17 protein-coding genes are annotated in these 21,239 nt (G+C 60.8%); 13 read left to right on the top strand and 4 right to left on the bottom strand.

Going from position 1 to position 21,239, the window contains the following annotated elements; all coding sequences use genetic code 11:
- Nucleotides 1–142: 142 nt before the first annotated feature.
- The 5 genes from ACW9HW_RS20460 (at nt 143) to ACW9HW_RS20440 (ending at nt 4,272) form a co-directional block, all read left to right on the top strand.
- Nucleotides 143–607, top strand: a complete 465-nt coding sequence (locus ACW9HW_RS20460; protein WP_095193017.1) for a multidrug transporter — start codon at nt 143–145, stop codon at nt 605–607.
- A 46-nt stretch (nt 608–653) separates the two neighbouring features.
- Nucleotides 654–1,478, top strand: coding sequence for an SDR family oxidoreductase (locus tag ACW9HW_RS20455; RefSeq protein WP_095193016.1), 825 nt, complete (start codon nt 654–656; stop codon nt 1,476–1,478).
- A gap of 118 nt (nt 1,479–1,596) precedes the next feature.
- A complete protein-coding gene (locus tag ACW9HW_RS20450) occupies nt 1,597–1,992 on the top strand; it encodes a DUF4440 domain-containing protein (protein WP_095193015.1) in 396 nt (131 codons plus the stop codon).
- A 216-nt stretch (nt 1,993–2,208) separates the two neighbouring features.
- A complete protein-coding gene (locus ACW9HW_RS20445) occupies nt 2,209–3,477 on the top strand; it encodes a hypothetical protein (RefSeq protein ID WP_095193014.1) in 1,269 nt (422 codons plus the stop codon).
- Nucleotides 3,478–3,528: 51 nt separating this feature from the next.
- Nucleotides 3,529–4,272, top strand: coding sequence for a hypothetical protein (locus ACW9HW_RS20440; RefSeq protein ID WP_457401524.1), 744 nt, complete (start codon nt 3,529–3,531; stop codon nt 4,270–4,272).
- Between the two features lie 71 nt (nt 4,273–4,343).
- Here the strand turns inward: ACW9HW_RS20440 and ACW9HW_RS20435 are convergent, their stop codons facing one another.
- The 4 genes from ACW9HW_RS20435 to ACW9HW_RS20420 form a co-directional block, all read right to left on the bottom strand.
- On the bottom strand, nt 4,344–5,207 hold the full coding sequence (locus tag ACW9HW_RS20435) for an efflux RND transporter periplasmic adaptor subunit (protein ID WP_095193012.1): 864 nt from the start codon (nt 5,205–5,207) through the stop codon (nt 4,344–4,346).
- Between the two features lie 10 nt (nt 5,208–5,217).
- Nucleotides 5,218–5,418 (bottom strand): DUF1656 domain-containing protein, encoded by a 201-nt coding sequence (locus ACW9HW_RS20430; RefSeq protein WP_095193011.1) that lies wholly within the window; start codon nt 5,416–5,418, stop codon nt 5,218–5,220.
- On the bottom strand, nt 5,408–7,606 hold the full coding sequence (locus tag ACW9HW_RS20425; protein WP_457401521.1) for an FUSC family protein: 2,199 nt from the start codon (nt 7,604–7,606) through the stop codon (nt 5,408–5,410). Before ACW9HW_RS20425 ends, ACW9HW_RS20430 begins: the two co-directional genes overlap by 11 nt.
- 144 nt (nt 7,607–7,750) lie before the next feature.
- Nucleotides 7,751–9,250 (bottom strand): efflux transporter outer membrane subunit, encoded by a 1,500-nt coding sequence (locus ACW9HW_RS20420; RefSeq protein ID WP_457401519.1) that lies wholly within the window; start codon nt 9,248–9,250, stop codon nt 7,751–7,753.
- A gap of 181 nt (nt 9,251–9,431) precedes the next feature.
- On the opposite strand from ACW9HW_RS20420, the gene ACW9HW_RS20415 reads away from it, so the two are divergent.
- The 8 genes from ACW9HW_RS20415 (at nt 9,432) to ACW9HW_RS20380 (ending at nt 21,182) form a co-directional block, all read left to right on the top strand.
- Nucleotides 9,432–10,400, top strand: coding sequence for a LysR family transcriptional regulator (locus ACW9HW_RS20415; RefSeq protein WP_095193008.1), 969 nt, complete (start codon nt 9,432–9,434; stop codon nt 10,398–10,400).
- Nucleotides 10,401–11,117: 717 nt separating this feature from the next.
- Nucleotides 11,118–12,278, top strand: a complete 1,161-nt coding sequence (locus ACW9HW_RS20410) for an efflux RND transporter periplasmic adaptor subunit (protein WP_095193007.1) — start codon at nt 11,118–11,120, stop codon at nt 12,276–12,278.
- Entirely contained in the window at nt 12,275–15,376 is a 3,102-nt protein-coding gene (locus tag ACW9HW_RS20405; protein ID WP_095193006.1) for a multidrug efflux RND transporter permease subunit, read from the top strand. The genes ACW9HW_RS20410 and ACW9HW_RS20405 overlap by 4 nt, the downstream gene beginning before the upstream one ends.
- Before the next feature lie 9 nt (nt 15,377–15,385).
- On the top strand, nt 15,386–16,063 hold the full coding sequence (locus ACW9HW_RS20400; RefSeq protein WP_095193005.1) for a heavy metal response regulator transcription factor: 678 nt from the start codon (nt 15,386–15,388) through the stop codon (nt 16,061–16,063).
- Entirely contained in the window at nt 16,053–17,417 is a 1,365-nt protein-coding gene (locus tag ACW9HW_RS20395) for a heavy metal sensor histidine kinase (protein ID WP_095193004.1), read from the top strand. The genes ACW9HW_RS20400 and ACW9HW_RS20395 overlap by 11 nt, the downstream gene beginning before the upstream one ends.
- A 300-nt stretch (nt 17,418–17,717) precedes the next feature.
- On the top strand, nt 17,718–17,942 hold the full coding sequence (locus tag ACW9HW_RS20390; RefSeq protein WP_095193003.1) for a hypothetical protein: 225 nt from the start codon (nt 17,718–17,720) through the stop codon (nt 17,940–17,942).
- A gap of 195 nt (nt 17,943–18,137) precedes the next feature.
- Entirely contained in the window at nt 18,138–19,457 is a 1,320-nt protein-coding gene (locus ACW9HW_RS20385) for an OprD family porin (RefSeq protein ID WP_457401517.1), read from the top strand.
- A 225-nt stretch (nt 19,458–19,682) separates the two neighbouring features.
- Complete coding sequence (locus ACW9HW_RS20380; protein ID WP_457401516.1) at nt 19,683–21,182, top strand: diguanylate cyclase; 1,500 nt, start codon at nt 19,683–19,685, stop codon at nt 21,180–21,182.
- Nucleotides 21,183–21,239: the final 57 nt, after the last annotated feature.

The raw sequence follows: 21,239 nt of genomic DNA, 5'->3' as shown, positions 1-21,239 counted from the left end.
TGGTTTTGTGAACGCCACAGATCAACTGTGGGAGCGAGCCTGCTCGCGAAGGGGCCATAACATTCGCCACAAACTCTCGCCCATCGCCAACCTGCCCCGCGCTTAGGTACGATGGTCCTTCCATTCCCGAGGTTTGCGCGTCATGTTCATCGGCGTCCTGCTGGTCATCACCTGGCTGATCCTGTTGCTGCGCTATCCGGCCAAAGCCCTGCCCGTGTCCATGGCCGCCGCCGTGGGGCTGGGCATCGTCGCCACCTGGGTCATCTGGATGGACCACCGCGAACTCAAGCAACTCCAACGCCTGGAGCTGCGCATCAGCTACGCGCCGCAACACTGCCCCGCCGACCGCCCGCTGCAATTGACCATGAACAACGGCAACGACGTACCGCTGACCGAATTGCGTTGGCGGGTAGCCGCTTATGCGCCCGGCGATACGGTCAACCTCGCCGACAATCAATACGCTGCCCCCCGCTACCGTGGACCGGGCGAATTGCTGGCTGGTGGCAGCTGGGAAGACTGCTTGCCGCTACCGCCGCTACGCCCTGGCTACCGCCCGGAAACCCTGGAGTTTCGCGCCGAGCGTTTACAGGGTAGTTTTTCTGACTGAGCTTTCCCCAACCCGCTTTTCCCACTGATTGCACAAGGACCGCGCCATGCCTGTTGCATTGATTACCGGATGTTCCAGCGGCATCGGCCGCGCCCTCGCCGAGGCATTCAAAAGCGCTGGATACGAGGTCTGGGCCACTGCGCGCAAGGCTGAAGACGTGGCGGTGCTGAGCGCTGCCGGCTTCACCGGCGTGCGACTTGACGTCAACGACGGCCAGGCCCTTGAACAGTTGAGCGAACGGATCAGCCAGCAGCTTGGTGGCCTCGATGTGCTGATCAACAACGCCGGTTACGGCGCCATGGGGCCGTTGCTCGATGGTGGCGTGCAGGCGATGCAGCGCCAGTTCGAAACCAATGTCTTTTCCATCGTTGGCGTGACCCGCGCGTTGTTTCCGGTGCTGCGCCGGGCCAAAGGGATCGTGGTAAACATCGGCAGCGTGTCGGGGGTGCTGGTCACTCCGTTCGCTGGCGCCTACTGCGCGTCCAAAGCCGCCGTGCATGCCTTGAGCGATGCCTTGCGCATGGAACTGGCGCCGTTTGGCGTGCGGGTCATGGAAGTTCAGCCCGGCGCGATTGCCTCCAGTTTCGCCAAGAACGCCGGCTTTGAGGCCGAGCAGCTGATCAGCGAACAGTCGCCGTGGTTTGCGCTGCGTGAAGGCATTCGCGCGCGGGCCAAGGCGTCCCAGGACAACCCGACCCCGGCCAGCGAATTCGCCGCCGCTCTGCTCAAGGCCGTGCAGCAGAGCAAGCCGCCGCGGCTGGTACGGTTGGGTAATGGCAGTCGGGCGTTGCCGTTGATGGCGGGGTTGTTGCCCAAAGGCTTGCTGGAATCTGCATTGATGAAGCGGTTCGGGTTGCGAGGGCAACTTTGAGACCGAGTCGACACCTTCGCGAGCAGGCTCATTCCCACAGGGAAGCGCATTTCCAATGTGGGAGCGAGCCTGCTCGCGAAGGCGTCGAAACAGGCACTACTGAATTTCAGGAAACAACATGACCGACTTCAGCGAATACTTTGACGAAGTGATCCAGGCCCACGTAGCCATCGAAAAATGGCTGGCCGAGGAGCAGGATGCATCCGAACTCGAGCGCCTGCTGACCCGTTTTTCGCCGCAGTTTTCCATGGTCTCGCCCCTGGGCCGGGTGCTGGACTTCGACGCGCTTGAACAGCTGTTCATGCTGGCCGGCGGCAAGAAGCTCGGGTTTCGCATCCAACTCAGCGAGTTACGCGGCCTCGCATTGCACAACGGCGGCGCGACGGTCAGTTATCGGGAACAACAGACCGACGCCACGGGGTTGCATTCGGACCGCCGCTCGACCGTGGTGTTCGAGAAGCAGGCGGATGGCAAGGTGCTTTGGCGGCATTTGCAGGAGACTTTCTGCAGCTGAATGTCCCCACCCCCAAAGCCGCCAACCTTTAAAGTTTTCCCTGCCCTGTAAGATTAACTTTGTATGTCGCTCCCTTACAGGGCAATAGAAACATGCTCAAATATTCAATGCCCACCCGCCTCTCGCCAAGCCATTACCTGCCCTATAACTTGCCTGCCAGCCCATAAAGAAATGGGCTTGAACTTTCTGACTACCAAATTATAGAAAGGCAACAATATGGACGTTATCACTCACAACCAATTCTCTTTTTCAGTGCCTGGAGATCGTGACCCCGCGTTTGGCGAAAACGGTGTCATCAACTTATATAAACTTGACCACGAACTTGACCACGATCGGCATGTAAAAGGCATTCATGTGCTCGCAGACGACAAAATACTGGTCGGCGCATGGCTCGCCCGTGACTTGAAGGGCCTTTATGGCCTGGCACGATTCAACCCGGATGGCAGCCTTGACACCTCCTTCGCAGACAACGGTCTGGTACATGGCAACTTCCCCAATGGCTACGACTCAGCCGGTGGCAAGCTGGCGATACAGGCCGACGGATCCATCCTGATGCTGGGTTGGTCACGAAAAACAGACGTCTTCAGCCCCAAGCGCCTGGTGATCATCCGCTTCGACCAGCAGGGCACGATTGACCAAAGCTTTGGCGGGCAGGGATGCGTAATTATCGACAACAGTTCCCTGGGCGAACTGGTCAGCGACTCCAGTAACCTGCAATTACTCGAGGGCGGTAAAATGCTTGTCAGCGCCACTTACCACAATGGAGAGACTTCAACCGGCGAGATAATACTCGTGGACAGCAAGGGCAACCTCGATAAAAGCTTCAACGAAAGTGGCAGGCTGCAAATTAAACACCCATCTTTTTCCGAGACCTCGGCCAATGCTCTGCTAGTGCAGCAGGACGCTATTCTGGTCGCTGGAAGTGCACGCTCAGCAACTTGCGAAACACTTGGTTATATCGCACGTTATTCGCACACAGGCGAACTTGATAGCAACTACGGCAGCCTGGAGACTCCAGGTTTCTCGACGCTGACAATTCCGACTGGCACGGTGATCGTTCATGATCTGATCGACACTGGCGAAGGCAAGGTCGTCGGCGTTGGGCAGGCCAGCACCGCACAAAGAAACTGGGGGCTGTTGGTGGGTCTGGAATCTACCGGAAATCCACACCCGGCATTCAATAGTGGCCGGCCGGTGCTGACGTTATTCGATCCTGAACATGGCAACGAATGGGTCTGTGGCCATCGACAGGTCGACGGAAAAATTCTCGCTGCCGGAGGCTCCAAGCGCCTTTACGCCGCACGCTATCAGGCCGACGGTTTGATCGACCGCAGTTTCGGCCAATACGGCGCCATCGTGGAAGACGCCGAACTGGTCACGACTCCGGCCCAGCTTCAGATACAGGCCAACAGGCGGGTACTGCTGGCAGGCAACACGCTGGGAGTGGGTGGTGCGGTCGGTCATGTTTACGGCTATCGGGGTTGATCGGTCCCGGCAGCGAACATGGGATCAGTTCTTTTTCAAAAGGAATTTGAAATGACGAAACTTCTGAATATCAAAATGCACAACGTTGTAAACGGGATCAAGAAAGGTGTGCCTGTGACGCTCGGCTTCACCCTTGAAACCGATGGCGCTCCACCTCCCGTCGGATCACGCCTGCAATTCCGGACCTATGCGGATGTGACCCTGCTGCACGCCTCCATGCCGGTCAGTGGAGCGCAAATGATCAAGCCCCCCCATTCAGGGTTCAGCACCCTGACAATTACGCAGGCACAAACACAGGGATGGAATCCTGAACGTACGGTGACATTGACGTCCGATAAAAACCTGCCCGGATCATCGATCGCAGATTTATGCGGGATTGTTTATTACCAACCCACCTATGAGGAAGACTTCTACTGCCCGGTCCTGGCAATGAACATTGAGGAGCAGGATATTCAAGCCTCCCAGGTGTTCAAGGGTGAGTGGCAGGATCAGCTGACCGGAGCCTGGATTTACAGTTATGACGTTGTCCTCAGGGCAACCAGGCATCCGTCCACTCAGTGGAAATTTTCCTGCGCCGGTTTGCCGTTGGGCACGAAAATTCATGCCAATCCCTGGCTGGAGGTGGCGCATGACGGTTCCGAAGGCGTGATTGAACTGTACACACCAGCAGGTGACCGGTATCTGCTGGAGCCAGGCAAGGATTTGAATGTCTCCATTCAACTTCTCTATCCGTTGGCAGCGGGGCAGGACCCCGCATTGCGCACCCTTCCAAATCTCGTGGCCTATCCACGCTGAGCCCCCACGAAAAACACCTCTATCCGCCCGGATAGAGGTGTCTGTTGACGTGGGCAGAACAAGAGCATCCTCTACTCGCCAGCCGCAGTCTTGACCACCACCGTACATGTGATCCCCGCCGCCAGGAGCACGCCTTCCGGCACTTCATCAATGTGAATCCGCACCGGCACCCGCTGCGCCAGACGCACCCAGTTGAACGTCGGATTCACGTCGGCAATCAGTTCGCGGCTTTCTGGATTGTCACGGTCGTAGATCCCCCGTGAAATGCTTTCCACATGCCCCTTGAGCACTTCGCCGCTCATCAGTTGCATGTCAGCCTTGTCGCCGACGCGCACGTAGGGCAGTTTGGTTTCTTCGAAGAAGCCGTAGACCCAGAACGAATTCATGTCGACCACGGCCATTTTCGCTTCACCGATACGTGCATAGTCGCCGCGATGGACGTTGAGGTTGGTCACGTAACCGTCCACCGCCGCACGGACTTCAGTGCGCCTGAGGTTGAGTTCGGCGGCTTCGAGTTGCGCCTGGGCCTGTTGGTAATCGGCCAGCGCCGAGTCGGCGATGTTGCTGGCGTCGTCGCGGTTTTCTTTGGAGATCACCAGATTGTCCAGGTCCGCGCGGCGATGGGCGTTGACCTTGCGCATCTCCCATGTGGCCTTGCGCGAGGCCACCAGCGACTGTGCCTGTTTGACCGCGAGGCGGTAGTGCTCGGGGTCGATCTGCATCAACAGGTCGCCCTTCTTCACCAACTGGTTGTCACGCACCGGCACGTTTACCACTTCGCCGGTGACGTCGGCGGCGACGTTGATGATATCGGCGCGTACCCGACCGTCACGGGTCCACGGCGTCTGCATGTAATGCACCCAGAGGGTGCGGCCGATCCATATCGCCAGGGCCAATACCAGCAGGGTGGCGAGCAGGCTGAAAAGCTTTTTCATCAGGGCATTCTCAGTGGTAGACAGTCAGCGCCAAAGCGCCGAACAGACAGGTAAACAGACTCAGGCGAAGCAGTGCCGGGTGCCAGAAGAAGCGGTACAGGTCGAACCCGGAGAAAAACCGGTCAAGCGCCCAGGCCAGTGCCGCGGCTATCAGAAACATCAGGGTCATGGTGGGCATGTACACGCCGTGGAAGGCGATTTCACGGGGCATGGTCAAGTCCTTGGGGCCGGGCGGTGACGGGGGCATAGCTGGACAACGGCGACTGCGGGTCCAGCAGCGAGGTGCGGATGAAGTGCAGATAGCTTTTCACCCGACGCAATGCCGAAGTATCGAAGTGCGGGGCAAAGGGTTCGTCGGTGGCCTGCACACGGCTGATCGCGTGGTCGACCGCGATCAATGCGCGTTCCAGATTGCTCTGTCCCGGCTGCAGAAACAGCCGCACCAGCGCGCGGCCCATGACGCGGATCGACTGGCGCCATGGCTGGGATTGGGCATAGGCAGGGTGCACCGGCAGAATCGCTTGTTCCTTGCGCAACTCGATGATGGCGTGGCCGACTTCCAGCACCACGAACATCCAGCGCAGCAGATCACGCTGCACCTGCGGCTGCCCCGCCGCGAAGCCGTAGGCCTGATGCACCAGGTCGCGGGTGCGGCTTTCGAAACTCGACGCCAGGCCCTTGAGTTTGCCGCTGATGGCATACACCACCTGGCCGCGCAGGTCCTGCTCCAGCCGCCGCCATAACCAGCGGCTGTTGGGCGGCAGAATGATCGCCCCCGCCGCCGCGCACACCAGCATGCCCAGCACCATGGCGATGTAGTCGTTGATAAAGGTGTAGGGGTTGTAGACCGTGAGATTGTCCGGCACCGAACCGATACTGAAGAAGATCAGCAAGCCCACCCCGACCCCGGCATATTGCGGGCGCGATGCGAGAAACGCGCCGAGCACGAAGACCGGCGCGAGCATCACACACAGCAAGGGGAAGCCGTCGATCCACGGGAAGATGAAGAACATCTCGACGAAACCGATCACGGCCCCGAGCAAGGTGCCGCAAGCCATCTGGAACGCCATGCGCTTGGGATTCGGCGTCGCGGCGGACAGGCCCACGGTGGCGGCGGCGATCAGGGTCATGGTCGCCCCGCTCGGCCACGCCGTGGCCACCCAGTAGCTGCCCAGCACCAGCAGAATGAAAGACGCACGAATCCCCGACGCCGCGGCCGCCAGCCAGTTGGTTTGCGGGGTGAACGGTTCGTCCCAACGCTCGCGCTCATGGCTGTGATCCGCCAGGGACGCGTGGGTCTGTGCATAACTGTGCAAGTCGTCGACGAAGCGATAGAGCAATTCGTAGGCGGTGTGAAAATCCAGTTGCTCAGCGTCGCTCGGATTGTTCTCCTGGAAAACCGCCCGCAGACTGCGCACCCGCGCCGGCAAACCTTGCTTGTAGGCCGTCAGGGCCGTGACCAGTCGTGCTGCATCGGCGCTGGTGAGGGCACGTCCGCTGTAGCCGTCGAGCAACTCGGCCAGATCCTGCAAGCCCGGTTTGATCGCCGCCTCCACGTGATCGGCACCGTTGCTGCGCAGGCGCTCGAGCAGCTGATGCAAGGCATTGAAACGGGTGGTAATGCCCATGAACTCGCTGTTAAGGCGACTGAGCCGACCGTTGCGTCGACGCATATGCGGGTCTTCAAACACGGTGACACTGCGCAAGCTTTCCAGACCCACCGTCTCAGCGATGAAGCGCACGTTGCTGGCTTCGAATGCCTCGCGTTTACTGCGGCCGCGCAAGCCGTCCGTCACGAACAAGGCGAACACACCGAAGCGCTGGTACAAAGCGTTGCGCATCGCGGCACTGGCGGTTTGCGGCAGGATCGCGGCGCTGACCAGGGTCGAGCAGAGAATCCCCAGGGAGATTTCCAGCACCCGCCAGACCGCCATCATGAACGCGCCATCGGGATGCGCCAGCGCCGGCAATCCGACCATCGCCGCGGTGTAACCGGCCAGTACAAAACCGTAGGCGCGGAAGTTGCGACTGCGCGCCGCGCCCGCCGAGCAAATGCCGACCCAGATCGCCAGCGAGCCGAGAAACAGCTCGGTGTTCTGCGCGAACAAGGCAATCAGCGCCACCATCACCGCTGAGCCGGCCAGGGTGCCAAGGAAGCGATAGAAACTCTTGGCGAACACCTGGCCGCTTTGCGGCTGCATGACGATGAACACGGTGATCATCGCCGTGCGCGGTTGCGGCAACTCCAGGCGCATGGCCAGCCAGAGCGTGAGGAACGCCGCGATCAGTACCTTGAAAATGTACACCCAGGTCACGCCGTCGCTGCGCGCCCAGTCGAAGAAACCCCGGCGCCAGTCAAGGGAATACAGCCAGCGCAAAGGTGCGGGCAAGGGCGTCATGAAATCCTGCTCATTGGTCGAAAAGTGTGCGACGAATTGGACCTTGTGGGAGCGAGCCTGCTCGCGAAAGCGGCGTGCCAGGCGACATCATCATTGACTGATAAGGCCTCTTCGCGAGCAGGCTCGCTCCCACAGGGATTGTGTTCAACGTAAAAGAACCGGGGTTTTCGGTGCTGCGGTCTGGCGGTCTTCGGGCACGTCGTAGCCTGCACCGAGCCCGCCACCGAGCGCCGTCACCAGCCCGGCATGGGCACTCAGCCGCGCGGCCTGGACCTGCTGCTGAACTTGCTGCTGCTTGAACAGCAGGGTCTGGGCGTTGAGTACGTTGAGGTAATCGGTGAGCCCGCGCTGGTAGGCGATCATCGCGATGTCATAGGTTTTCTGCGCGGTAGCCACCGACTCGGCCGCGAAGGTTTGCTGCTTGTCCATGGACTCGCGACGTATCAACTGATCGGAGATGTTTTTCAGCGCATTGATCAGGGTCTGGTTGTACCTGGCCACCGCGATGTCATAACCGGCCGAGGCTTCGCCCAGCTGCGCACGCAACCGGCCGCCGTCGAAAATCGGCAGGGAAATAGCCGGTCCCACGCTGTAGTTGAGTTTCCTGCCAGTCAAAAACTCCAATGCCCCGCCGCCGGTGGCCATGTAGCCGAGGCTGCCGAGCAGGTCGACATTGGGGTAGAAACCGGCATGCGCCACATCGATGCCCCGGGCCTGGGCCGCCACTTGCCAGCGGCTGGCGACCACGTCCGGCCGTTGACCGAGCAACTGCGCCGGCAATGACGACGGCAGCTTCAGCGCCGCGCCCAGCGACAGCGTCGGCCGCTGCAATTTCGCGCCCTCCCCCGGTCCCTTGCCCGCAAGCGCAGCCAGCTGATTGCGGCTCAAGTCAATTTCTTCATCCAGTGCATCGATCTGCCGGTGGGTTTCCGGTAAAGGCGTTTCGGCCTGGCTGACCTCGAAATGGGTGCCGATGCCGCCGTTCAAGCGTTTTTGCGCCAGATCAAGGATCTGCTGTTGCTGCTTGAGGGTCGCCTCGACAATGTCCCGCTGCGCGTAATGCAGCGAGAGCTCGATGTAGACGCGCACGATGTTGTTCTGCAATTCGAGCTGCGCCTGGCGCGCTTCGGCGACGGTCATGTGGGCCATGTCCACGGCGCGTTCGGTGGTGTTGCTTTCGCGCCCCCAGAGATCGAGGGCGTAACTGAAACCCAGCGCGGCGTTGTTATCCCAGGTGGTGCTGTTGGCCAGATCACCCGGACCATAGAACTGATCGGTGGGCCAGTTGTGGCGCTTGAGCGTGGACTGACCGTTGATCTGCAACGCTTCGGCCGCTTCGGCGACACCGGCCATGGCCTTGGCCTGCCGTACCCGCGCAGCGGCCATGGCCAGGGAAGGGCTGCCTTGCACGGCGAGCTCGATCCAATGGTTCAGTTGCGGGTCGCCATAAGCCTGCCACCATTGGGCGGTGGGCCAATGAGCATCCTGCGCGGCGCTCTGGATGGCCTCGTCGGTGGCCAGCGAATTGGCCTCCAGCGTCTTGCCCTGCGGGGCAACACCTCCGGTTCCGATGCAGCCGCTGATGACCAGGGTTAAAGCCAGAATACTGAGCGGCTCAAGCGCTCTGCTGATGCGACGCGGCACTGCTGAAGATTCCTGAGGAGGGGAGGTACAACGATCGGCGCAATTCTATGGGGCGACCGGAATGGCGATAAGCTGGGATTCCTGTGAATCTTTGTTACCGTTAACGCGATAATCCTTAAGTCTGGGGTCTCAGATCCTGAAACTTCGTGTCACAATTTGCCATCGAACCCGAGAGCACCCCATGGACACTTTGCAAAACATGCGCGCCTTCAGTTACGTGGCCGAGGCCGGCAGCTTCACCGCTGCCGCCGTGCAACTGGACACCACCACGGCCAACGTCTCGCGCGCGGTCTCCAACCTGGAAGCCCACCTGCAAACCCGTCTGCTCAACCGAACGACCCGACGCATTGCCCTGACCGAAGCCGGCAAACGCTACCTGCTGCGCTGCGAGCAAATCCTGGCTTATGTCGAAGAAGCCGAGGCCGAAGCCAGCGACGCCCATGCGCGGCCGGCCGGCCAGCTGAAAGTGCACACCATGACCGGCATCGGCCAGCACTTCGTGATCGACGCCATCGCCCGCTACCGCAAGACCCACCCGGACGTGACCTTTGACCTGACCATGGCCAACCGCGTGCCGGACCTGCTGGACGAGGGTTACGACGTTTCCATAGTGCTCGCCAGCGAGCTGCCGGACTCGGGCTTCGTTTCCCAACGCCTTGGCATCACCTACAGCATCGTTTGCGCCTCCCCCGCCTACGTCAAAGCCAACGGCTGCGCACAAAAACCCAGCGACCTGCTCAACCACGCCTGCCTGCGCCTGGTCAGCCCCGTCATCCCCCTGGAGAAATGGGCCTTCGACGGCCCCGATGGCCAGGAAATGGTCACCATCAACAGCTCACCGTTCCTGGTGAACTCGGCCGACGCGATGAAAACCGCGATCACCAGCGGCATGGGCGTTGGCGTACTGCCGCTGTATGCGGCGATTGACGGCCTGCGCAACGGCTCGCTGGTGCGCGTGATGCCCAAATACCGCTCGCAGGAGCTGAACCTGTACGCGATCTACCCGTCGCGGCAATACCTGGATGCGAAGATCAAGACCTGGGTGGAATACCTGCGTGGATCGTTGCCGGAGCTGTTGGCGGCGCATCAGGCGGAATTGGCGGCTTATGAACTGAGCGGCAGCCTGGCGGGGGCGCGGGTGGCGAATTGAACCTTCTGGATCTCACAATATCTGTGTAGGAGCTGCCGCAGGCGGCTCCTACATTTGGATTGAATACACCCGCAAAAGTCAGGTCGGCTGTCAGGCCGCCTTCGCGAGCAGGCTCGCTCCCACAGTAGAGCCGGGTACATCAGCAAGAGATTGGTCGGCTGTCAGGCCGCCTTCGCGGGCAAGCCTTGCTCCTACAAAGGCAAAAGCAAAAGCAAACTGGTGTACACCCGCTTTTCACCACTCATCAGGCCGAGCGTTAGCTCGCCTTAAGCTTTTGATTTTGATCCACCCGCCCCTTCGGGAGGCTGAGTGGAGGTGTTCATCCGGGGATGGGCGCGCAGCGCCGTTCGACGCAGTCGAACCCATTGCATGTAGGTGCAGCGAAGCCAACCGGAGGGCAATGCCCCCGGATGAATGCCGGAGTGAAGGAACCCCGAGCCCTGGCGAGGGGCCGGACGCCGGGGCAAGCGTTTTTTTGCTTACTTTTTTGAGGCGCTTGTCAAAAAAGTGAGTCGCCGTAAGGGCGAAACCGCCAGCCGCCGTTACCGCAGCAACGGATATGTACACCCCCCATCCACAGCATGGTCGGCTATAAGGCCGCCAAGCCAAGGCCAAACTGACAGCGCCGTCAGTTAGCAGTCACCTTCCTGACCGTCAAACAGGTTTATAAAGGAACATACCAACCTGTCGATCACCCAGCCCTGGCGCCTCACTCGCATGCGAATCCAGCAAAAACCCGCCCTGCTCGTCGCCCTTCTGATTATTCTGGCAGCGCTGGGCCTGTGGTATGCCACCAAACCCGCCAAGGCAAAGCTCGCGGCGCCCAGCGCCATTCCTGTGCGCGTGGTCAGCGTCGTCGAAAAAGACGTCCCTCGCTACGTCAGCGGCATCGGTTCGGTGCTGTCGCTGCACAGCGTCGTGGTGCGTCCGCAAATCGACGGCATTCTTACCAAAATCCTGGTCAAGGAAGGCCAACTGGTGAGCAAAGGCGACTTGCTGGCCACCATCGACGACCGCTCGATCCGCGCCAGTCTCGACCAGGCCCGGGCACAGCTGGGTGAAAGCCAGGCGCAACTGCAAGTGGCGCAGGTCAACCTCAAGCGCTACAAGCTGCTGAGCGTCGACGACGGCGTATCGAAACAGACTTACGACCAGCAACAGGCACTGGTCAACCAGCTCAAGGCTACCGCTCAGGGCAACCAGGCATCGATTGATGCGGCACAGGTGCAACTGTCCTACACACAGATTCGCTCCCCGGTCAGCGGCCGCGTCGGTATTCGCACTGTGGACGAAGGCAACTTCCTGCGCATGACCGACACCCAAGGCCTGTTCACCGTCACCCAGATCGACCCGATTGCCGTGGAGTTCTCCCTGCCGCAACACATGCTGCCGACCCTGCAAGGCCTGATCAGCGATCCGCAATATGCCCGGGTCAAGGCCTACATCGGGGCCGACACCGACGGCGAAACCGGTAACCTGCTGGGTGAAGGCCACCTGACCCTGATCGACAACCAGATCAATGCCAACACCGGGACCATTCGCGCCAAGGCCGAATTCAACAATGCCGGGCAGAAACTCTGGCCGGGCCTGCTGGTGACGGTAAAGATTCAGACAGCCTTGGACAAAGATGCGCTGGTGGTACCGCCCACCGTCGTACAGCGTGGTCTGGACCAGCCTTTCGTTTACCGGCTCAAGGGCGACAAGGTCGAAACCGTGCCGGTGCAAATGGTCTTCCAGGGCAGCGGCCAGAACATCATCAAAGGCGTGGCGCCGGGTGACGTGCTGGTCAGCGATGGCCAGTCGCGGCTCAAGCCCGGTGCCACCGTGCAAGTGCTGACCGACCCGCCGCAGGTGGTGCAATCGGAGGCCGCGCAATGAAAGGCCACGGCTCGATATCCGCCTGGTGTATCGACCATCCGGTGGCGACGGTTCTGCTGACGTTCGCCCTGGTGCTGCTGGGCGCCATCGCCTTTCCGCGCCTGCCGGTGGCCCCCCTGCCCGAGGCGGAATTCCCGACCATCCAGGTGGCGGCACAATTGCCCGGCGCCAGCCCGGAAACCATGGCGTCTTCGGTGGCCACGCCTCTTGAAGTGCAGTTCAGCGCCATCCCCGGCGTGACACAGATGACCTCGAGCAGCGCCCTCGGCTCAACCATCCTGACCCTGCAATTCACCCTCGACAAAAGCATCGACACCGCCGCCCAGGAAGTGCAGGCCGCAATCAATACCGCCGCCGGCAAGCTGCCCAAGGACATGCCCAACCTGCCGACCTGGCGCAAGGTCAACCCGGCCGACAGTCCGGTGTTGATCCTCAGCGTCAACTCATCGCTGATGCCCGGCCCCGAACTCAGCGACCTGACGGAAACCCTGTTATCCCGCCAGATCAGCCAGATCGACGGTGTAGGCCAGGTCGCCATCACCGGTCAGCAACGTCCGGCGATCCGTGTCCAGGTGTCGGCGGACAAACTGGCGGCCATCGGCCTGACGCTGGCGGACATCCGCCTGGCGATCCAGCAGACCAGCCTCAACCTGGCCAAAGGTGCGCTGTACGGGGAATCGAGCATCTCGACCCTTTCCACCAACGACCAGTTGTTCCACCCTGATGACTACAGCCAGCTGATCGTTTCCTACAAGGACGGTGCACCGGTTCATCTCAAGGATGTGGCCAAAGTCGTCAACGGTTCGGAGGATGCCTACGTCCAGGCCTGGGCCGGCACGCAACCGGGAGTCAACCTGGTGATCTTCCGCCAGCCGGGGGCCAATATCGTCGAGACCGTGGACCGCATCCAGGCAGCGCTGCCGGGCCTGGAAGCCATGCTTCCGGCGTCGGTACAGGTCAAGACGCTGATCGACCGCACCCAGACCATCCGGGCCTCGCTGCATGAGGTGGAAATCACCTTGCTGATCGCGATCATGCTGGTGGTGGCGGTGATGGCGCTGTTCCTGCGCCAGTTGTCGGCGACCCTGATTGTGTCAGCGGTGCTCGGCGTGTCGCTGATCGCCAGTTTCGCCCTGATGTACCTCATGGGTTTCAGCCTGAACAACCTGACGCTGGTGGCGATCGTGGTGGCCGTGGGGTTTGTGGTCGACGATGCGATTGTGGTGGTGGAGAACATTCACCGTCATCTGGAGGCCGGCGACGGCATGCGCGAGGCCGCGATCAAAGGTGCGGGGGAAATCGGCTTCACCGTGGTGTCGATCAGCTTCTCGCTGGTGGCGGCGTTCATTCCGCTGCTGTTCATGGGCGGCGTGGTCGGGCGGCTGTTCAAGGAATTCGCCCTGACCGCCACCTCGACCATCCTGATTTCGGTGGTGGTATCCCTGACCCTGGCGCCCACCCTGGCGGCGCTGTTCATGCGCGCCCCGGTGCACGATGCCCACGGCAAGAAAGGTTTCGGCGAGCGCCTGTTGGACCTCTATGAAAAAGGCCTGCGCCGCGCCCTCGCCCATCAGAAGCTGATGATTGGTGTTTTCGGTCTGTCAGTGGCGCTGGCCGTCGGCGGTTACATCTTTATTCCGAAAGGTTTCTTCCCGGTACAGGACACCGGTTTTGTCCTCGGTACCACTGAAGCGGCTGCGGACATTTCCTACGGCGACATGGTGAAAAAACACCTGGCGATGGCCGAAATCGTCGCTGCAGATCCGGCCGTACAGACCTTTTCTCACTCGGTCGGCGTATCGGGCAGCAACCAGACCATCGCCAACGGCCGCTTCTGGATCGCCCTGAAAAAACGCGGTGACCGCGATGTTTCGGCCAGCGAGTTCATCGACCGGATTCGTCCGCAACTGATGAAAGTCCCGGGCATCGTCCTGTACCTGCGCGCCGGCCAGGATATCAACCTCAGTTCCGGCCCGAGCCGTGCCCAGTATCAGTACGTGCTCAAGAGCAACGACGGTGCGGTGCTGAGCACCTGGACCCAGCGCCTGACGGAAAAGCTGCGCAGCAACCCGGCATTCCGCGATGTTTCCAACGATCTGCAACTGGGCGGCAGCATCACCCACATCAGCATCGACCGCAGCGCGGCTGCACGCTTCGGCCTGACCGCCAGTGATGTTGACGAAGCGCTGTATGACGCCTTCGGCCAGCGTCAGATCAACGAATTCCAGACCCAGATCAACCAGTACAACGTGATCCTGGAACTGGACACCAAACAGCGCGGCAAGGCCGAAAGTCTCAACTATTTCTACCTGCGCTCGCCCTTGAGCGGTGAGATGGTGCCGCTGTCGGCGCTGGCCCGGTTCGATGCGCCCACCATCGGCCCGTTGTCCATCGCCCATGACGGCATGTTCCCGGCCGCCAACATGTCGTTCAACCTCGCACCCGGTGTGGCGTTGGGCGATGCGGTGATCATGCTCAACCAGGCCAAGGCCGAGATTGGCATGCCAGTGGCGATCAGCGGCAATTTCCAGGGCGCGGCGCAAGCGTTCCAGAGTTCGCTGGCCAGCCAGCCCTGGTTGATCCTGGCGGCGCTGGTGGCGGTGTACATCATTCTCGGCGTGCTCTACGAGAGTTTCGTCCATCCGCTGACCATCATCTCGACGCTGCCTGCTGCGGGCCTCGGTGCGGTGATCATGTTGTGGATCTGCGGCCAGGACTTTTCGATCATGGCGCTGATCGGCCTGGTGTTGCTGATCGGTATCGTGAAGAAAAACGGCATTCTGATGATCGACTTCGCCCTCGAAGCGCAGCGCAAAGGCGGCCTGCCACCGGAAGAAGCGATCTTCCAGGCCTGCCTGACGCGGTTTCGGCCGATCATCATGACCACCCTCGCCGCCCTGCTCGGCGCCCTGCCGCTGATGCTCGGCTATGGCACCGGTGCCGAGCTGCGCCAGCCCTTGGGGATCGCGGTGGTCGGCGGCTTGCTGGTGAGCCAGGCGCTGACGCTGTTCACCACACCAGTCATATACTTATGGCTGGAGCGGCTTTTCCATCGGCCTAAACCAACAGCGCTGCCGGCGCTGGCGACCACAGACTGAGGCGGGGTCATGCGCGTTCTGATTATCGAAGACGAGGAAAAAACCGCGGACTATCTGCACCGCGGCCTGACGGAACAGGGTTACACCGTGGACCTGGCCCGCGATGGCGTGGAAGGCCTGCACCTGGCGCTGGAAAACGACTACGCGGTGATCGTCCTCGACGTCATGCTGCCGGGCCTGGATGGCTTCGGCGTCCTGCGCGCCTTGCGTGCGCGCAAGCAGACACCGGTGATCATGCTCACCGCCCGCGAGCGTGTCGAAGACCGCATCAAGGGCCTGCGCGACGGTGCCGACGATTACCTGGGCAAACCGTTTTCCTTCCTCGAACTGGTGGCTCGCCTGCAAGCGTTGACCCGCCGCAGCGGTGGCCATGAACCGGTGCAAGTGAGCATCGCCGACCTGTGGATAGATTTGATCAGCCGCAAGGCCACCCGCGCCGGCACGCGCCTGGACCTGACCGCCAAGGAGTTTTCGCTGCTCAGTGTGCTGGCCCGGCGTCAGGGCGAAATCCTCTCGAAAACCGCCATCGCGGAAATGGTCTGGGACATCAATTTCGACAGCGACGCCAACGTCGTCGAAGTCGCGATCAAACGTCTGCGGGCCAAGCTTGACGGGCCATTCGATGAAAAACTGCTGCACACGATCCGTGGCATGGGTTATGTGCTGGAGAGCCGTGGTGTCCAGTAATAGCATCGCCCTACGCCTCAGCGGGATGTTCACGCTGGTGGCGCTATTGGTGTTCCTGGTGATCGGCTGGGCGCTGTACCAGCAGGTCGACAAAGGCCTGGGTTTGCTGCCTGAAGCCGAACTGGATGCGCGTTACAGCGTGCTCGAATCCACCGTTGGCCGTTACGGCACGCCCGAACATTGGGTGAAGATCAACAACAAGCTCAAGCTGCTGGGTGAAGAAGACAAACGCATCAGTTTCTGGATCATCAGCGACGATCCACACTACGAATACGGCAACCTGACGCCGCGGATCCGCGAGTTTGCCCAGGGGCCGCTGGGCATGCGCGACATGACGTTGCCGAATCAGCCTTACCCGCTCAAGGTGCTGGTCAGCCAGTTCCCGGCCAAGGATCAACGGCCGCCACTGCGCTTCATGATCGGCATCGATACCGAAACGTTCCACCAGACTCAACACCAGTTGCTGATCGCCCTGATCAGCCTGGCGATTGTCGGCGTGCTGCTGGCCTCGGCACTGGGTTACTGGGTGGCGCGGATCGGCCTCAAGCCACTGATCAAGCTGTCTCAGGAGGCCCAGCGCCTGGCCCCGCCCTTGCGTTCCGGGCGTTTGCGCATGTCATCACTGCCACCGGAGTTGAACCAGTTCGTCAATTCGTTCAACTCCACGCTGGAGCGGGTCGAACTGGCTTACTCGCGGCTGGAATCGTTCAATGCCGATGTCGCCCATGAACTGCGCTCGCCGCTGACCAACCTGATCGGCCAGACCCAGGTCGCGCTGACACGTGGACGCTCGGCGGAGCATTATTTCGAAGTCCTGCAATCGAACCTTGAAGAGCTCGAGCGCCTGCGCTCGATCATCAACGACATGCTGTTCCTCGCCAGTGCGGACCAGGGCAGCAAGGCCACCAAACTGACCTCCACGTCGTTGGCCGATGAGGTGGCTACAACCCTGGAATACCTGGATTTCATCCTCGAAGATGCTCAGGTCCAGGTGCAGGTCAGCGGCGATGCGCAAGTGCGGATCGAGATCGCGCACCTGCGACGGGCGCTGATCAACCTGCTGAGCAACGCGGTGCAGCACACCGAACCCGGACAGGTGATTGAGGTGCGAATCGAAGCCGAGGAGCATCAAGTCAGTATTGGCGTCGCCAACCCCGGTTCGCCGATTGCCAACGAGCACCTGCCGCGCCTGTTCGAACGCTTCTACCGCGTCGACGCCTCGCGCAGCAACAGCGGCAACAACCACGGATTGGGACTGGCGATCGTCAAGGCGATCGCGCTGATGCATGGCGGGGATGTGTTCGTGCGCAGCGATCACGGCATGAACACCTTCGGGATTCACCTGCCGGTCTGACCCCCTTCCCTTTGTGGGAGATTCCATGGTTGAGGGAAAGTATCTGAGCAACAAAAGTCCACTGTGGGAGCGAGCCTGCTCGCGAAGAAGCCTCACATCCAACATCCATGCTGACTGATCCACCGCTTTCGCGAGCAGGCTCGCTCCCACAGTGGTTTCGGGTTGACCACAAACCAGTGAACATCCAACTATTGCCTTTTGCGCAACAGTCCTTTCATGAATCCGCTCTTTTTCCCATCGCCCGACATCCTTATCTTTGCCCGCACCAAACAGCACTTGCCAAGCAAGAAGGTTTTAAAGATGTCCAACAGTATGGGTATTGCCAGCGCTTTTGTTTTGTCCTCTTTGTTCGTGACGCCATTGGCCATGGCTGAAGAGTCGCAGGCTTTCGTCGCACAAAACGCCGCACGCGCCGCTGCTTACCAAGAGCACCAGATCGAGATGACGGCCAAAGCCCAGGAAGGCACCCAGGCCCCGCAAGCATCGAGCATTCAGGCCCAGCCACAGGCCGAGAAAGACAGCTGATCGACGCGCATCGCTCCTGTTTCCCTCGACACTTTTCATCGGCTCTTCCCCTTGAACAGTTGTCTTCAAAGCCGCTGCTATCAGCGGCTTTTTTTCGTTGTGGGTCCAACCCCGTTTGCTTCGCCATCCCCATGTAAACATCCCCGACGCCCCCAACAGTGACGTTCCAAGTTGACCCAAGGAGCTTTTCCGCACGTGCGTTTCCCATTCCGATCCACACCGTTGGTCATTGCAATCGCTGCAACGATGACCACCAGCGTCCAGGCCGCCGATGATTCGTCTGCCGCAGGATTCGTCGAAGGCTCGAGCCTCAACCTCAACGCCCGCAACTACTACATGCACCGCAATCGCCTGCAGCAGGCCGACGACAACATTGAGTGGGGGCAAGGTTTCCTGGGTGTCTTCGAGTCGGACTACACCGAGGGTACGCTCGGTTTTGGCATCGATGCCCACGCCATGCTCGGGCTCAAGCTCGACGGCGGTGGCGGCACGGACAATTCGAGCATCCTGCCGGTCAGCGATGGCAACGGCAAAGCGCCAGGGTCGTTCTCGACCGCCGGCGGCACCTTGAAAATGCGCGCTTTCGATACCGAGTTGAAGGCCGGCGACCTGTTTCTGGCCAACCCGGTGATTGCCGGGGGCGAAACCCGCATGCTGCCCCAGACCTTTCGCGGCGTCAGCCTGACCAACCACAGCATCGACGGTGTGATGATCGAAGGCGGCCAGGCCAGCTTCACCAAGCCGTACAACCAGAGCGGCCATACCCGCATCGGCACGTCCTACGGCAGCCTGCCTGATGGCGAGGACAGTCGGCACCTGAACTGGGCCGGCATGGCCTGGAGCGGCCTGCCGGGACTGACCAGCAGCCTGTATGCCGCCGAACTCAAGAACATCTGGAACCAGTACTACTTCGACCTGGACTACACCTACGCGCTCAATGACCTGATCAGCCTCAACCCAGGCCTGCACGTCTATCACACGCAGGACACCGGTGATGCGCTACTGGGCGATATCGACAACAACACTTACAGCCTGCATTTCACCGTCGGCGTGGGTAATCACAGCGTCACGGCCGCTTACCAGCGGGTCAACGGCAACACCCCGTTCGACTACATCAGCCAGGGCGACAGCATTTTCCTCGACAACTCCCAGCAGTATTCGGACTTCAACGGCCCCAATGAACGCTCCTGGAAACTCAAATACGCCTACGACTTTGTCGGGTTTGGTCTGCCGGGCCTGACATCGGCCGTGTCGTACTCCCGAGGAAAACTGGACCTGACTCAGGTTGATCCCGACAGCCCGGGCTATGCCGCGTGGTACAGCGCCGATGGCAAGAACGCCAAGCACTGGGAGCGTGACGTTGACCTGAAATACGTGGTTCAGAGCGGCAAAGCCAAGGATCTGGCGCTGCGCCTGCAATGGGCGACCAACCGTGGCGGCAATGGTTACGGAGTTCTGGATCAGGACACCGATGAATACCGGGTGATCATCGACTATCCCCTCGATTTGCTCTGATCACTCTGGCACCTGCCGTACAACCTGTGGGAGCGAGCCTGCTCGCGATAGCGTCAGGTCAATCAACATCGACGCTGAATGTTGCGCCTTCATCGCGAGCAGGCTCGCTCCCACGGTTTTGTTCACCCTGGCAGACCTCAGTTGGTTCATTTAACCGGCCTTTTCCCTGGCTGCTACGTTTATGGAACTACGCTTACCCAGTCATCCAAGCAGACATCAGCCCCCATGACCGTACGCCGCACTCCCAATTGTTCAGGCAGCGCCGGACGGCCCGAGATCCTGGTGATCCTCGGCAGCAGCCTGACGGTCATTGCGATACTCAGCATCGTCACTTTTCTACTGATCCGCGAACATACCAACGCCCAGCAGGCAGCCACGCGCGGCGCGACCACCATTGCGCAATTGATCGATGCCGACGTGTTGCGCACGGTGGAGCTCTATGACCTGACCCTGCAAGGCCTGATTGCCGCGGCGCAACGGGATGACTTGAAGCAGGTTTCTGCACAGATCCGTCATCTGGTGCTGTTCGACCGTTCCACCACGGCCCGCTACAAGAGTGACATCCTGCTGCTGGATCAGCAGGGTGAAGTGCTCGCCGACTCATCATTGATCGAGCCCAAACCGGGCAACTTCGCCGACCGCGATTATTTCCTCGCCCATGCCTTCAATCGCGACACCGGCATGTTCATCAGCCGCCCCTTCAAGCCTCGCTGCGACTGCGACTACAACGACGAATGGCAAATCAGCTTCAGCCGACGCATTTCTTCGACTACCGGGGCGTTTCTGGGGGTCGCGGTGGCCTCGATGCGCCTGGCGTACTTCGATCAGCTGTTCAACAGCCTCGACATCGGGACTGACAGCACGCTGGCCATCATCAACGACGACGGCGTGCTCTTGGCGCAGAAGCCGTTTCTGCAAGACAACACCGTCGGCAAAAGCTTCGCCGACCGGCCCAACGTCGTGCGCATGCTGCGCGAGGGCAGTGGCAGCTTTGACGGCGTGTCGAGCGTAGACCGCCAGCAACGCCTGTACACCTTCAGCCGGGTCGGCAACCTGCCGCTGACGGTCATCGTGGCCCTTTCCAGCGACGAAGTCTTCGCCACCTGGCAGCGCACGGCCATTGTGATCAGCGGCGCCACCGGGGTCCTGTGTATCGCGCTGCTATGGCTGACCTGGTTGCTCTGCCGCGAACTGCGCCTGCGCTACAGCGCCGAACAGGAACTGGCGCAACTGGCCGCCACCGATGCCTTGACCGGCGTGGCCAACCGCCGAACCCTCGACCAGACCCTGCGCCACGAGTGGTTTCGGGCGCAACGGTCCGGCAAGCCGATGTCGGTGCTGATGATCGATGCCGATCACTTCAAGGCCTTCAACGACCGCCACGGCCACCAGGCAGGCGACGAGGCATTACGCTCGCTGGCCGATGTCATTGGCGCCAATGTCCATCGTCCGACAGACCTGGTAGCCCGCTACGGCGGCGAGGAGTTTTCGGTGATCCTGGCTGAAACCGGCAACGACGGTGCACGGCAGATTGCCGAGCGCATCCGTGTGCAGGTGGAGCAGTTGCCACCGGTGGCAGGCGATGAACAGCCGATGACGGTCAGCATCGGCATCAGTACCTGGACGACAGCGAGCGACATCAGCCTGGAGCAATTGCTGTTTGCGGCAGACAAGGCGCTGTATCAGGCTAAGGAACGGGGGCGAAATCGGGTGGTTTCTGCCTGATTTTTGCATTGTACCAACCGGCCCCTTCGCGAGCAGGCTCGCTCCCACAGGATGGCG

It is taken from the genome of Pseudomonas sp. SDO5532_S415 (assembly GCF_054071155.1).
This window is presented reverse-complemented; position numbering and strand designations above follow the sequence as displayed.